Source organism: Mesorhizobium sp. CA5 (assembly GCF_020165105.1).
In the GTDB taxonomy this organism is placed as follows: domain Bacteria; phylum Pseudomonadota; class Alphaproteobacteria; order Rhizobiales; family Rhizobiaceae; genus Mesorhizobium.
The window spans coordinates 1-13,873 of the sequence record NZ_JAIUHJ010000002.1 but is presented as its reverse complement, the minus strand read 5'-3'; the positions used below and the strand labels follow the sequence as shown (position 1 = coordinate 13,873).

The 13,873-nt window shown below is 65.7% G+C and carries 11 protein-coding genes; 5 read left to right on the top strand and 6 right to left on the bottom strand.

The annotated features are described in order from the left end of the window. Positions 1-45: 45 nt before the first annotated feature. Genes LB529_RS03010 through LB529_RS03000 form a run of 3 tightly spaced genes read left to right on the top strand, consistent with a single transcriptional unit; the run spans position 46 to position 3,496 of the window. A complete protein-coding gene (locus LB529_RS03010; protein ID WP_224710136.1) occupies positions 46-996 on the top strand; it encodes an ABC transporter permease in 951 nt (316 codons plus the stop codon). After that, positions 993-1,844 carry an ABC transporter permease gene (locus LB529_RS03005; RefSeq protein ID WP_140841411.1) on the top strand — a complete coding sequence of 284 codons (852 nt, stop codon included), beginning with the start codon at positions 993-995 and terminating at the stop codon, positions 1,842-1,844. Before LB529_RS03010 ends, LB529_RS03005 begins: the two co-directional genes overlap by 4 nt. Next, on the top strand, positions 1,841-3,496 hold the full coding sequence (locus LB529_RS03000; protein WP_224710135.1) for an ABC transporter ATP-binding protein: 1,656 nt from the start codon (positions 1,841-1,843) through the stop codon (positions 3,494-3,496). The genes LB529_RS03005 and LB529_RS03000 overlap by 4 nt, the downstream gene beginning before the upstream one ends. 15 nt (positions 3,497-3,511) lie before the next feature. Here LB529_RS03000 and LB529_RS02995 read toward each other — a convergent pair whose 3' ends face one another. Continuing rightward, positions 3,512-3,988, bottom strand: coding sequence for an Lrp/AsnC family transcriptional regulator (locus LB529_RS02995; protein ID WP_140541160.1), 477 nt, complete (start codon positions 3,986-3,988; stop codon positions 3,512-3,514). 224 nt (positions 3,989-4,212) lie between these two features. Here LB529_RS02995 and LB529_RS02990 point away from each other — a divergent pair, with 224 nt between their 5' ends. After that, a complete protein-coding gene (locus LB529_RS02990; protein ID WP_224710134.1) occupies positions 4,213-5,538 on the top strand; it encodes an NAD(P)/FAD-dependent oxidoreductase in 1,326 nt (441 codons plus the stop codon). 2 nt (positions 5,539-5,540) lie between these two features. On the opposite strand, the gene LB529_RS02985 is transcribed toward LB529_RS02990, so the two are convergent. The 5 genes from LB529_RS02985 to LB529_RS02965 all read right to left on the bottom strand — a co-directional run bounded on the left by LB529_RS02985 (position 5,541) and on the right by LB529_RS02965 (position 12,262). Continuing rightward, positions 5,541-6,908 (bottom strand): NAD(P)/FAD-dependent oxidoreductase, encoded by a 1,368-nt coding sequence (locus LB529_RS02985; protein WP_224710133.1) that lies wholly within the window; start codon positions 6,906-6,908, stop codon positions 5,541-5,543. After that, positions 6,905-7,204, bottom strand: a complete 300-nt coding sequence (locus LB529_RS02980) for a (2Fe-2S)-binding protein (protein WP_224710132.1) — start codon at positions 7,202-7,204, stop codon at positions 6,905-6,907. Before LB529_RS02980 ends, LB529_RS02985 begins: the two co-directional genes overlap by 4 nt. Beyond that, positions 7,201-9,186 (bottom strand): hydantoinase B/oxoprolinase family protein, encoded by a 1,986-nt coding sequence (locus LB529_RS02975; RefSeq protein WP_224710131.1) that lies wholly within the window; start codon positions 9,184-9,186, stop codon positions 7,201-7,203. Before LB529_RS02975 ends, LB529_RS02980 begins: the two co-directional genes overlap by 4 nt. Positions 9,187-9,190: 4 nt before the next feature. Then, a complete protein-coding gene (locus LB529_RS02970; protein WP_224710130.1) occupies positions 9,191-11,266 on the bottom strand; it encodes a hydantoinase/oxoprolinase family protein in 2,076 nt (691 codons plus the stop codon). A 90-nt stretch (positions 11,267-11,356) separates the two neighbouring features. Next, complete coding sequence (locus LB529_RS02965) at positions 11,357-12,262, bottom strand: LysR family transcriptional regulator (RefSeq protein ID WP_224710129.1); 906 nt, start codon at positions 12,260-12,262, stop codon at positions 11,357-11,359. 111 nt (positions 12,263-12,373) lie between these two features. Here LB529_RS02965 and LB529_RS02960 point away from each other — a divergent pair, with 111 nt between their 5' ends. Then, positions 12,374-13,492, top strand: a complete 1,119-nt coding sequence (locus LB529_RS02960; protein ID WP_224710128.1) for an NAD(P)/FAD-dependent oxidoreductase — start codon at positions 12,374-12,376, stop codon at positions 13,490-13,492. The last annotated feature ends 381 nt before the right edge of the window (positions 13,493-13,873 follow it).

The window sequence follows — 13,873 nt, the reverse complement described above, 5'->3', positions numbered from 1 at the left end:
TCGCGTCGAGCAATATTTCGGCCGAACGCAACCGCAGGAGCCTCCATGACGTCTGGGGTTTTGAACCTCGTGGTGAAGCGGCTTGGGATCGCGCTCGTCACGCTTCTGATCGTGCTCTTCGCCGTGTTTTTCGCCACCAGCATGCTGCCTGGCGACACCGCGTCGATCCTGCTGGGCCAGGCGGCGACGCCGGAGGCGGTCGCCGGCCTGCGCGAGGCCATGCACCTCAACGATCCGGCGATCCTGCGCTTCCTGCGCTGGCTTCTCGGCCTGCTGCATGGCGACCTCGGCACGTCCTATGCCAACAATATGCCGGTGGCAGCGCTGATCGGCGGCCGTCTGGTCAATACCATGAAGCTCGCCGCCATCACAACGCTCTTGTCCGTGCCGCTGGCGCTGACGCTCGGCATCACCGCCGCGATGCTGCGCGGCTCGCTCTATGACCGCGCCGTTACCGTGCTTTCGATCGGCGTGATCTCGGTGCCGGAGTTCATGGTCGCGACGCTGGCGGTCCTGCTCTTCGCGGTCTATCTCAAATGGCTGCCGGCGTTGTCTTCCGTCAACGAGGCGCATTCGCTGACCGACTTGGTGCGCATCTATGCGATGCCGGTGATCACGCTCACCTTCGTCATCTCCGCCCAGATGGTACGCATGACGCGGGCCGCGGTGATCGAAACGCTCTCCACGCCCTACGCCGAGATGGCGCTTCTCAAGGGCGCTTCGCGCGGCCGCATGGTGCTGAGGCACGCGCTTCCCAATGCGCTCGGCCCGATCGTCAACGCGGTTGCGCTGTCGCTGTCCTATCTGGTTGGCGGGGTCATCATCGTTGAGACAATCTTCAACTATCCCGGCATCGCCAAGCTGATGGTCGATGCCGTCGCGACTCGCGACCTGCCGCTGATCCAGAGCTGCGCGATGATCTTCTGCCTCGGCTATCTGCTGCTCATCACGGCCGCGGACATCGTGGCCATCATGTCCAACCCGAGGCTGAGATGACGATGGCCCGCGCTGCAGCCTCCCGACGATCTCTGCTCGGCCACAGCTACAATCTTGTCGGCGTCGTGGCTTCGCTGGTTATCCTGGCGTGGACGCTGATCGCCATCTTCGCGCCCTACATCATCCCGCATCCGATCGGCGACATCGTCGATGACGACTATTTCGGCCCGATGCGCCAAGGCCTGTGGCTGGGCTCGGACTATCTCGGCCGCGACATGCTCTCGCGGGTGCTGATGGGCGCGCGCTACACCGTGGGCATATCGCTTGCCGCCGTCTTCATCGCCTGCTTTTCAGGTGTCGTGCTCGGCATGGTCGCGGCCGTCACCGGCGGGTGGTTCGACACCTGCCTCAGCCGCTTCCTCGACGCCATGAACTCCATCCCCAGCAAGCTATTCGGGCTCGTCGTCGTTGCCGCGGTCGGCTCGTCGATCCCGGTGCTGATCCTGACGCTCGCGGTGATCTATATCCCTGGCGCCTACCGTTTTGCCCGCGCGCTTGCCGTCAACATCAACACCATGGACTTCATGACCGTCGCCCGCGTGCGCGGCGAAAGCACCGCCTACCTCATCGGCTCGGAGGTCCTTCCCAACATTATCCGCCCGGTGCTCGCCGATTTCGGCCTGCGCTTCGTCTTCATCGTGCTCCTGCTTTCCGGCCTGTCCTTTCTCGGGCTCGGGCTGCAACCGCCTCTGGCCGACTGGGGCGCGCTGGTGCGTGAGAACATCGGCGGCCTGCCGTTCGCGGCGCCGGCAGTCATCGTACCTTCGCTGGCGATCGCCAGCCTCACCATCAGCGTCAACCTGCTGATCGACAACCTGCCGCAGAAGATCAGGGACAGGGACGCATGACCAATCTCGTCGAGGTGAGGAACCTGAGGATCGAGGCGAAGACCGATTCCGGACGGATCGTCGAAATCATCAAGGGCATCAGCCTCGACATTGCCGACGGCGAGATCGTCGCGCTGATCGGCGAGAGCGGCTCCGGCAAGACGACGGTGGCGCTCTCGCTCATGGGGCACACACGCCCCGGCTGCCGGATAACCGGCGGCGAGATCAATGTGAACGGCAAGAACATGGCCGCACTTTCCGAAAAGCAGCGAGCCAAGCTGCGGGGCACCGACATTGCCTATGTTCCACAAAGTGCCGCGGCCTCGTTCAATCCCTCGGCGACCATCATGGAGCAGGTGATCGAGGTTACGCGCATCCACAGGCTGATGCCTCTCGAGAAGGCGCGAAAGCGCGCTGTCGAGCTGTTCAGGGCCTTGTCGTTGCCGGATCCGGAAGGGATCGGCGCCCGCTATCCGCACCAGGTTTCCGGCGGCCAGTTGCAGCGGCTATCGGCGGCCATGGCGCTTATCGGCGATCCCAAGCTGGTCATCTTCGACGAGCCGACGACGGCCCTCGATGTGACGACGCAGATCGACGTGCTGAAGGCGTTCAAGTCGGTGATGCGGGCTGGCGGGATAGCAGGCGTGTATGTTTCCCACGATCTCGCCGTCGTCGCCCAGATCGCCGACCACATCGTGGTGCTGAAGGGCGGCGAAGTGCAGGAGACCGGCAGCACGCCTCAGATTCTTTCGGCCGCGCAGCATCCTTACACGCGTGAACTGCTGGCTGCCTTCGAGCCGAAGCCGCGGCAAGCGCATGCGGACGCAGATGCCGGCGCGAAGCCGTTGCTGCGCATCGACAATGTGACGGCCGGCTATGGCGCTTTGCGGGACGATGGACTGCCGCTTATCCGGGCCGTCGATACCGTCAGCCTGGTCGTCGAGAAAGGGCGCAATCTCGGCGTCATCGGCGAATCCGGCTGCGGAAAATCGACGCTCGCGCGCGTCATCGCCGGCATCCATCCGGCGGCGGCCGGCGACATCGTCTTCGAAGGCAAGCAACTGGAGCGCGCCGCAAGCAAACGCAGCCAGGACCAGTTGCGCGAGATGCAGATCGTTTTCCAGTATGCCGATACCGCGCTCAATCCGGCCAAGCCGGTGGAGGACATCATCTCCCGCCCGCTGGCCTTCTATCACCGGCTCGACAGGCACGCGCGCTCGAAGCGCGTCGACGAACTGCTCGACATGGTCCGCCTACCGAGAGCACTGCGCTATCGTCGTCCGTCGGAACTTTCGGGCGGCCAGAAGCAGCGGGTGAACTTTGCGCGTGCCTTGGCGGCCGGACCCAAGCTCATCATCTGCGATGAAATCACCTCGGCGCTCGACACGGTCGTGGCAGCGGCGGTGATCGAACTGCTCAAGGAGCTGCAGCGCGAGCTTGGCCTTTCCTATATCTTCATCAGCCACGACCTCTCCGTCGTCGAGGCAATCTGCGACGAGATCATGGTGATGTACAATGGCCAGCGGGTGGAGCAGATCACGCCCGACAAGGTCAAGGCGGCCACCCACCCCTATTCCAAGCTTCTGTTCTCCTCCGTGCCTAAGCTCGATCCGACCTGGCTCGACGGCCTCGTCCGCGACCCCGAGCTCGTCAGCCAGTACGGTCACCGCTGAGGAGTCAACGGAGTCTCACATCGGGAACAGGCTGGGCAGCGGCATGTGCGCCTTGACGATCGGCGACTTCAGCACCACGAAACTGAAATACTTGTCGATGCCGATGTCCATGTCGGTCAGCCGTTCCATGATCGTCTGATACTCGCTGATGCCGGCGGTCATGAATTTCATCAGATAGTCGTAGCCGCCTGAGACAAGGTGGCATTCGATGACCTGGTCGATCTTCTCCACCACGGCGAGAAAGCGGGCGAAGTCGACCTGGCGGTGGTTCTTCAATGTGATCTCAGTGAACACGGTGAGCGTCTGGCCGAGCTTGCCGATATTGACCTGTGCGGAATAGCCCTCGATGTAGCCTTCCGACTGGAGCTTTTTCACCCGCATCAGGCATGGGCTCGGCGACAGATGCACCAGCTCGGCCAGTTCGACATTGGTGATGCGGCCGTTCTTCTGCAGTTCGTGCAGGATCTTGATGTCGATCCGATCCAGCTTCATGGCCGTCTCCACGGAACGCATGCCACAGCACAAAATGCCGTGCTGCCAATACCCAGCGACACTAGCACAGCCCAACGGCCTGTCCATCGGATCGGACACCGCTTTGAAGCGCATCGGCTTCCGAATTCAACCGGATTGCCGGAATAAAATTCTGCCTCGCTCTCAACTGCAGCAGCGCCTGCCTGCGCAGCGCGGTAGATTGAAGCCCCATGGCGGAGATAATCATGCGCGCACCGCTGCAGCAAATTCAGACTTCGCGCGAACTGCCGCAATCCGCGGACGCGGTGGTCATCGGCGGCGGCATCGTCGGCGTCTTTGCGGCCTATTACCTGGCGCGGCGCGGCATGAAGGTCGTGCTCGTCGAAAAGGGGCGCATCGGCGCCGAGCAGTCCTGCCGCAACTGGGGCTGGTGCCGCCAGCAGAACCGTGACGCCCGTGAACTGCCGATGGCGACACGCAGCCTCGATCTGTGGGAGCGTTTCGTGGCGGACAGCGGGGAGGACACCGGCTTTCGCCGCTGCGGCCTGCTCTACCTCAGCAATGACGAGGCGGAACTGGCCAGGTGGGCGCGCTGGCGCGACTTCGCCAGAACGGCCGGCGTCATCACGCATATGCTTGACAGCAGCGAAGCCAGCGAGCGTGGCCGCGCCACCGGCCGGAGCTGGAAGGGCGGCGTCTTCTCCCCGACCGACGGCACCGCCGATCCGTCGCAAGCCGCGCCCGCGGTCGCCCGCGCCATCCTCAAGCTTGGCGGCAGCGTGCATCAGAATTGCGCCGCGCGCGGCATCGAGACCGAAGGTGGGCGCCTGAGCGGCGTGGTCACGGAAAGTGGAACAATCCGCACGAAGATGGCGGTGATGGCTGGCGGCGCCTGGGCGTCGTCCTTTTGCCATCAGTTCGGCTTCCGCTTTCCGCAGGCGTCGGTCCGCTCCTCCATCCTGTCCGTCTCGCCCGGCGCCGAAGGCCTGCCGGATGCGCTGCACACGGCGAAGATCTCGGTGACGCGCCGCGGCGACGGCGGCTACACGCTCGCGATCAGCGGGCGCGGACGCGTCGACGTGACGCCGCAGCAACTGCGCTTCTCTTCGCAATTCGTGCCCATGTTCCTGAAGCGCTGGCGAAGCCTCGCGCCCGGCGGCCTGCAAGGCGCGCTTTCGGGCCATGAAACGCTGAAACGCTGGCGGCTCGACCGGCCGACGCCGATGGAGCGGGTGCGGATCCTCGACCCGGTCCCGGATCAGGCGACGATCCGCCTCACCCACGCCCGGGCGCTCGATCTTCTGCCCGACCTCGGAAAGACCAGGATAAGTGCTGCCTGGGCAGGCTACATCGACAGCACGCCGGACGGCGTGCCGGCCATCGGCGAGATCCATTCCGTTCCGGGCCTTTTCCTGGCCGCGGGATTTTCCGGACACGGCTTCGGCATCGGACCTGGCGCCGGGCACCTGGTCGCCGATCTGGTGACCGGGGCGGAACCGATCGTCGATCCGGCATCCTACGATCCGCGGCGCTTCGACGCTCCGTCCTGGGGCAAGGTCGCCGACTTCTAGCATCAGTCCTCTCGAAGGAAGGCGCCGACAGGCGCGGGCCGCACAGGCGCCTGTCCGCGAAACCGGCCGACATCCTTTGGCGCGCATCCGGCCTTCGCCGCCACGAGTTCGACGGCAGCCAACTGGCAATAGCGGCCCTGGCAACGTCCCATGCCAGCGCGCGACAGCGACTTCACCCTGTTGGCCTCGCCGCCGCCGAAATCCGCGCGCTCGCGCACTGCTCCGGCCGTCACGTTCTCGCAGCGGCAGATGACTGTTTCGTCGGGCAGTGTTCGGACCATCTCGGCCGGCCAGGGAAAGGCACGAGCCAGACCGCGGGCAAAGCGCTCGAGCCGCGCCAGTTTGCGCAAATCGGCTTGGATGGGAGGCGCTACATGCCCGAGATCCATGAGACATGCCACGGCCGCGAGACGCCCCGCGATCTCCGCTCCATCCGCGCCGAGGAGACGAGCGCCGTCGCCCGCAAGGTAGACTCCATTGCCGGCCCGACCCATCGCGTCGGTCTTCGGCAGCCATTGCCGCCACTTCTCATCATAGTCGAAGACGCATCCAACCAGGTCTGCCAGATGCGTCTCTGCCCGCAGGTGCCAGCCCATGCCGATCATGTCGCATGGGGTGAGGCGCTCCCGGCCGCCGGCGTCGCGCCAGCGCATCGCCGTGACGCCCGACGCGTCGGCCTCGATGCGCTCCAGCGTCACGCCCGCACGATAGCGGCCGCCGAGCCTCGCCCGCAGGACCAGGCCGCGCAGCGCAACGACCGGACGGGTCGCAAGTCCCCAGAGCCCCGACATCTGCTGGCGCCAAGGGGAGGTGTCCAGCACCGCCGCCACATCCGCTCCAGCCTTGAGAATCTGCGCGCCGACCAGCGTCAGCAAAGGCCCCGATCCGATCAGCACGATCCGCCGTCCGAGCGCCACGCCCTGCGCCTTGAGCGCGATTTGCGCCGCGCCGAGGCTGTCGACGCCGGCGATCTGCCAGCCAGGAACCGGAGCGACACGGTCGGACGCGCCGGTGGTGAGGATCAGGCGGTCATAGCCGATCACCTTTACGTCGCCCTCCCCCAGCACGTGCAGCCGACCCTCATGCACGGCGATGACCGAGCTGTCAGCACAATGGGTAAGCCGCCCTTCCTCGGCCAGCCGGTCGAAGAGAGCATGCAGCGCGCGCGCCTTCGCCGCCTCCGACCCGTAGAGCTGTTTCAGCGTGCGGACGAACCCATCCGGTGGGCGCCGATAGATCTGCCCGCCCGCGCGATGCCCTTCGTCGATCACCACCGGGTGAAGCCCTGCCTCGACCAGCGTCGCCGCGGCCCTTATGCCGGCCGGACCGGCGCCGACGATGACGATCCTCGACGATGAGGCCTCGCTCACGGCCAGCTCTCCGGCGGGGTCGTGCGCAACCGCATGCCCTCAATAACCGGCGTGGAACATGTGCGCAGGCGCGGTCCCTCTTCCTGCCACACCCAGCAATCCTGGCAGGCGCCCATCAGGCAGAAGCCGGCGCGCGGCTCGGGCCCGAACTCGGAGTTTCGTAACGCGAGTCCGGACGCCAGCATGGCGGTCAGCACGGTGTCGCCGGCAAGCGCATTGCATGTCTCACCGTCGATAACAAAACGCACCTCTGGGCGGTCGCGCTCGGCCAGCCGAACGATGCGGCCGGTATTCATTCCGCGGCCTCTCGCACCGGCCTCGGGCGTGGCAATTCAGGGAAGCGTTCGCAGACCGCATCGAAGGCGGCCTGGACGCCATGCGCCCCAGAGCGGTCTTTCATGCGCCGAAAAATCTCCGTCTTGGCGAAGAACCGCCAGTGGATCGGCAGGGCGTCCAATATGGCATGAAATTGGTCGTAGGCGGCCGGAGTCCACTGCGCTTCGTAGCCTTCGCGCTCCGGCCCGAAATGGAAATAGCTGGCGGCCGGCTTATGCCGCGCTCGCAGTTGCGCGGTCGCCTGCTCGTCGACCTCGCCGCCGCGGAAGACGACGCCATAGTCACACTCGGCTGCCGCCGGTGAGACATACCCGCGCCGCACGTCCTGTGCAACCCGCCACGGCTCGCGTTCATACGGATCGCCGCGCCCGCCGCCACCGGCGGAGCGGATCTCGAGCACATCGCCGGGCTGCAGCACCGCCGTATCGATGTTACCCAGCCGCCGCTCGTGCTCTGTCCCCGGATTGATGACCATGTCCGACAGGCCTGCCGCCTTGCCGCCCAGCACGCCCCACGGACGGAAGAAGCTGCGGTCGCGGTTGCGCGCCGTGATCCTGGAGTCTGGAGCGAAAACGCGAAAAGCCATTTCGGTCGCCAGCCCGCCCCGCCAACGCCCGGCGCCGCCGCTGTCCCTGGCGAGGCCGTATTTGACGAACTCGACCGGGGTCTCGGTCTCGGTGATCTCGATCGGCGTGTTCTTGAGATAGGCGGCATCGGCGCCCGATCCGTTGGTGCCATCGCGATGCGGCATCGCGCCGCCGCCGCCCACCACTGGGTTTACCGCCGCGATGACGGTCCGGCTGGTGCGCTCGTCCGTGGTCATGACGTTGACGATGCAGTTGTTGCCCGCCGGTGCCGCGGGCAGCCGCTCCGGTACGGCCTGCGAAAAGGCGCCGAAGATCACCGAGCGCAATCGGGCGCAGGTGAGCGAGCGCATGCCAACGGCGGCTGGGTGGACCGGGTTCAGCACCGAACCTTCAGGCGTGATGCAGGTGAAGGGCCGGGTAAGGCCCGTGTTGAGCAGGATCTTCGGGTTGAGCGTGTAGAGCACGTAGTAGACGCCCACGAGCAGCATGGTGTGGCGCGGGTCGCCGCCCGAAGGCACGTTGAGCGAAGAGCCGAGCTGCGGATCGGAACCGTTGAAGTCGAGCACCGCCTCGTCGCCCCTGATGGTCAGCGTCAGCTTAAGCCGGCAGGGATTGGCCTCGACTGAATCCTCGTCGGCGTAGTCGGCGAATTCCCATGTGCCGTCGGGCATGGAGCGCAACACATCGCGCGCCTGCGCCTCCGCATGGTCGAGGAGCGCGGCGACGCCTCCGATGAAGCCGGCCTTCCCGAACTTTCGCACCATCGCCTGGATTTTGCGCTCGCCGGTGTTGAGCGCGCCGACCAGCGCCTTGATGTCGCCGATGTTGAGGTCGGGCTTGCGCACATTGGTGCTCATGATCCTGAGGATCGCGCCGTCGAAAACGCCTTCCCGCACCAGCTTCATCGGCGGAAAGCGGATGCCTTCCTGATGGATCTCGGTAAGCGCGCGGCTGAGCGAAGCCGGCACCGCACCTCCCATGTCAGTGTTGTGGATATGCCCTCCGGTCCAGGCGACGATCTCGCCGTCGACGAACACCGGCTTCCACAGATGCGTGTCGGGCGCATGCGTGGCGACGTGACCGGAATAGGGATCGTTGGTGAACGCAACATCTCCGGGCCGGTAGTCGTCCACCATCGCGATCGCGCGGTGATAAGAAAGCCCCGGATACCAAGTGGCGCCGAGTTCCATCGGGACGGCGAAGGTCGCGCCCGAGCGGTCCATCAGCATCACGGTAAAATCCTGCGTCTCCTTGACGAAGGCCGAATGCGCCGTGCGATGCAGCGTATGGGCCATGTTCTCGGCCGCCGCGCGGGCATGGTTAGCCAGAACCTGAAGATTAGTGCGGTCGAACATGGCGTCACTCCGCGAAGGTCAGCAGAAGGTTGAGATGGCGGTCGACGCGCGCCCGCGCTCCGGCGGGGATGGCGAAGGTCGTGTCTTCCTGGACGACCACGGCAGGTCCGTTAAACGTACTGCCAGGCACCAGCGTCTGCCGGTCGTGGAGGTCGACGGTCTCGACGCCAAGGCCCGTATAGACCGGGAGCCGGCGCGCCGGATTGGCTGGGGCGTCGACCTCATCGGTTTGCGGGAAGGAAAGCTTCGGCCCTGCGCCTATGGCGGACAGCCGGATGTTCACCAGCTCAATATCGCCGTCCGGATCGTGAAAATCGTAGAGCTGCTGATGAGTGAGGTGGAAGGCCTGCGCGATGGCCGCCGCATCATTCGCCAGCCATTGCGGCGAAAGGACGACTTCGATCTCATAGCTCTGCCCGACATAGCGCATGTCGCAGAAGAGGTTGAGTTCCGCGGCCGCGTCATGCCCCTGCTCTGCGAGCCAATGACGCCCCTCACCCGCAAGCGCTTCGAAGGCCTCGCGGATGGCGGGAAGCGACGCTGCGGACAGCGGGCTGAAGATCGTGCGGATGAAGTCGCCGCGCAGATCCGCCACCAGCCCACCGAGCGCCGAAACCACGCCCGGCCGGCGCGGCGCCATCACTCGTTTCATCCCAAGCTCTCGGGCGAGGAAGGCGCCGAGCATCGGGCCGCCGCCGCCGAAAGGCATCAGCGTGAAATCGCGCAGGTCGACACCAGCGCGCGAGGCGAGCTTCTCGACCTCGACGAACATTTCCGACACCGCGACGTCGAGGATCGCCTGCGCGGTCTGCTCGACCGAGCGTCCGAGCCTGGCGGCGAGTTCACCGATGGCGCGATGCGCCAATCCAGTGTCGATCCTGAGCTGGCCGTAGGCCATCTCGCTGTGGCCGAGCCATCCGCACACCACCATGGCGTCAGTCACCGTCGCCCGGTCGCCGCCGCGGCCGTAGCAGGCCGGCCCCGGCGTCGAACCGGCCGATTCCGGCCCGACCCGCAGCACGCCTTGCGCGTCGACGCTGGCGATCGAGCCGCCGCCGACGCCGATCGAGCTCACCGACACCGATGGGATGTGGAGCGGGAATTCGCCGATCAGCTCGCCGGTGCCGAACTGCGCCTCGCCGCCGATGATGAGCGCAAAGTCTGCCGAGGTCCCACCGATGTCGAGGGTAAGGATCTTGTCCTCACCGGCCTGACGCGCCAGCCACGAGGCGCCAATGACCCCGGAGGCGGTTCCCGACAGGAGCATGTTGACGCAGGCGCGCTTGCCCTCGGCGGCGTTCATCAACCCGCCATTCGATTTCGTCAGCATCGGCCGGGCCGGCACGCCGCGGCGGTGTAGCCGCTCTTCCAGCGCCGTCAGGTAGCCGGAGACGCGCGGATGGACATAGCCGTTCAGAATGGCGGTCGAGCTGCGCTCATATTCGCGGATCACCGGCCACACCTCGGCCGAGGTGAAGACGAAGAGCTCGGGCGCGAGCCGCGCGATCGCCGCCTTCACCGAAGCCTCCTGCGCGGCGTTGCGCCAGGCATGGAGGAAGGACACGATAATCCCTTGCGCTCCGCCTGCTTTCGCAGCCGCAACCGCCCGTTCGACGACGGCGATGTCGGGTGCCTGAGTTTCACTGCCATCGGCGCGCATGCGGACCGGGATACCGAACACCATGTCGCGCGAGACCAGCGGCTCCGGGCGCGCGCAGAACAGCGAATACATGTCCGGCATGCGCAGCCGCGCCAGTTCGATCACATCCTCGAAGCCCGCATTGGTGAACAGCGCCAGCGGCGCGCCCTTGCGCTGGATGATGGTGTTGATCCCGACGGTGGTGCCATGCACGAAGCGCGTCATGCGGGTCGGATCGAAGCCTTCGCGTTCAGAGAGAAGGCCAAGACCCGTCATCAGCTCGGCGCCCGGATGGTCCGGCGTCGTCAGCACCTTCAGCGAGGCGACCCGGCCGGAACGGGTCTCGAGCGCGCAGAAGTCGATGAAGGTCCCGCCGATATCGACGCCGACCTTCCAGTCGGCTTCGTTCTGCGCCTCGTCCGCCGCGATGGCACGATCCATGATGCGTCCCTTCCTATCTGCCCGCAGGAAGCTGGCACGACCGGACGGTCCGGGTCCAAGATGGATGATGGGCAAGCATATAAGCCTTGCTTATGCAATCGTCTCGACGCCACCCAGTGCAACTGAACAGGCCAGACGGATCTGGTCGCGCATCATCTCGTCGGCCCGCGAAAGCGCCCGCGTACGCGAGGTGAGCAGCGCGATAGGAAATTCCGGTCCGGCCGCGAGTGGCCTGACGGCAAGCCCGGCAAACTGGTGCCAGGGCAGCAGCGCGTCGACCAGGCCAATGCCCAGACCGGCCTGGACGAAACTGACCGCGGAGATGGAGACATCGATCTCCAGCGACGGCGAGAGCGCCACACCTTGCGCGCGGGCAGCGTGGGCCAGTTCGTCAGCGGGACGGGTGTTGCCGCGATAGGATATCAGCTCCTCGCCGACGAGATCGGCCAGCGTCAACTCGGTTTTCCCGGCCAAGGCATGCCCGGCGGGCAGCAGGCAGGCGAAGCCGACGCTGCCGAGGACCTCAGCCTCGATATCGGGAGGCAGACGGTCGTCCAAGGCCACGCCGAGGCTGGCATCGCCGGCGCGCAGCATGTCGACGATCGCGGCGATCGGCGCGCTGTGGGAACGCAGCAATATGTCGGGATGCTGCGCCCGGAATGCGGTGAAGGCGCGCGGCAAGATCGCCATGGCCGGCGGTGGCGAGGCCGCCACTCGCACCAGCCCGGTCCGGCCAAGCCGCAGGTCGGTGGTCTTGCGGCGCAGGCCGTCGAGCCCCGCCGACAAACGCTCGGCATCGGCGAAGAGCTCGAGCGCTTCCGGCGTCGGCCGCAGCCGGCCTTTGACCCGCTCGAACAGCGTGAAGCCGAGCTCATCCTCTGTATGGAGCAGGATTTGGCTGAGCGCAGGCTGCGAGATGTTCAGCATCCGCGCCGCGGCAGTCACGGTGCCCGCGCGCATGACGGCAATGAACACTTCGAGCTGCCGGGCCCGCAATTCCAACTCCATAGGTCGAGCTTATGGCTTTCGTCCAAACCTATCTTTGACGCAATGAAGCGGCGCGGACAAGATCGCGTGAGGATCGAATGCTATTTGCAAGGAGCCGCCATGGATGTGATCGTGCTGGGCGGCGGCCTGATAGGGACGGCTTCGGCCTATTTCCTCGCCCGGCGAGGCGCGCGCGTGACGCTGATCGAGCGCAACCGGATCGGCAGCGGGGCGACCATCGCTTCGTTCGGCAACATCCGGCGCACCGGCCGCCATTTGTCCCAGCTGCCGCTTGCCAATCGTTCGCTCACGCTCTGGGGCGAGGCCGAAAAAATGCTTGGCCGCGACGTGGAATTCCGGGCCACCGGTCACATCCGACTGATCTTCGATGAGGGAAGTCTTGCCGACATGCGGGCCTACGCTCAGGCGGCACGACCCTGGGGGCTCGAGCTGGAGGAACTGACCCCGCGCGAAATCCGCTCCCGGTTTCGCGGCCTCGGTCCTGAGGCGATCGCGGCGTCGTTCTCGCCGCATGACGGCAGCGGCAATCCGCGGCTGATCGCGCCGGCCTTTGCCGAAGCCGCCCGTAAGCTCGGCGCGGAAATCGTCCAGGACGCCGAAGTCGAGACGACGAAGCGCACTGGCTCCGGCTTCCTTGTCAACACTTCGAAAGGTGCGTTCGCCGCGGAGTGCCTGCTCAACGCCGCCGGCGCCTGGGGCGCGCGCGTCGCCGCGCAGTTCGGCGAACAGGTGCCGCTGGACGCGCGTGGCCCGCAGATGGGCGTGACCGAGCCGTTGCCGCACCGAATCCTGCCGGTGGTCGGCATCTGGACGCGCGACAAGGATCATGGCGCCTATCTGCGTCAGGTCGAACGCGGCAACATCGTCTTCGGCGGCGCGGCCGAGCGGGTGGCGGTGGACCTCGATCCCGGTTACGCAACCGCCGATCCCATGCGCCTTCCGGTGCAATTGCACGCAGTCGCGCGGCTGTTGCCGGCGATCGCGCGGGTCGCGGTCATTCGCACATGGTCGGGCTGCGAGGGCTATGTGCGCGACATGCTGCCGGTCATGGGACGCTCAATGACGACGCCGGGCTTGTTCCATGCCTTCGGTTTCTGCGGGCATGGCTTCCAGCTCGGCCCGGGCGTGGGCGACGCCATGGCCGAGCTTATGATGACCGGCCGCTGCGAAACGCCGCTCGACGATTTCAGGATCGACCGCTTCGCCCGCGCAGCCTGACGAAGCGAATCGATTGCGATTGGCGTCCCCAGGCCACTAGCAATGACCGTTTTTGGGAAACGCCAGAGCCCACGCGGCGGCCGATATCAGCGCAAAGCTGCCATTCAGAGAAGATAATAAGATCGTCGAGTGGCTGGATCAGCTTCTTGAATCGACTTTGGCGAACTGCTTCGCAACCCATTGGCGAATAACGATCTTGTTAGTCGCTGAGGGACGGCCTTTACCAATGAAGATCAATAGCTTGCGGGGTGGTTCGCCAATTCATGTCCTTCGTATGATTTTGTGTGGTCCGGCGAACCTCATTTTAGGCACTTGGATTAAGACGTCGGCCGCATCACGAGGCAGAGCATATAGCATCGCAAGTAGGTTGGTTGCGGGGAC

Excerpts from the sequence above, each read along its gene's own strand:
- LB529_RS03010 (WP_224710136.1), top strand. The coding sequence starts at position 46 with ATGACGTCTGGGGTTTTGAACCTCGTGGTGAAGCGGCTTGGGATCGCG.
- LB529_RS03005 (WP_140841411.1), top strand. The coding sequence starts at position 993 with ATGACGATGGCCCGCGCTGCAGCCTCCCGACGATCTCTGCTCGGCCAC.
- LB529_RS03000 (WP_224710135.1), top strand. The coding sequence starts at position 1,841 with ATGACCAATCTCGTCGAGGTGAGGAACCTGAGGATCGAGGCGAAGACC.
- LB529_RS02995 (WP_140541160.1), bottom strand. The coding sequence starts at position 3,988 with ATGAAGCTGGATCGGATCGACATCAAGATCCTGCACGAACTGCAGAAG.
- LB529_RS02990 (WP_224710134.1), top strand. The coding sequence starts at position 4,213 with ATGCGCGCACCGCTGCAGCAAATTCAGACTTCGCGCGAACTGCCGCAA.
- LB529_RS02980 (WP_224710132.1), bottom strand. The coding sequence starts at position 7,204 with ATGAATACCGGCCGCATCGTTCGGCTGGCCGAGCGCGACCGCCCAGAG.
- LB529_RS02975 (WP_224710131.1), bottom strand. The coding sequence starts at position 9,186 with ATGTTCGACCGCACTAATCTTCAGGTTCTGGCTAACCATGCCCGCGCG.
- LB529_RS02970 (WP_224710130.1), bottom strand. The coding sequence starts at position 11,266 with ATGGATCGTGCCATCGCGGCGGACGAGGCGCAGAACGAAGCCGACTGG.
- LB529_RS02960 (WP_224710128.1), top strand. The coding sequence starts at position 12,374 with ATGGATGTGATCGTGCTGGGCGGCGGCCTGATAGGGACGGCTTCGGCC.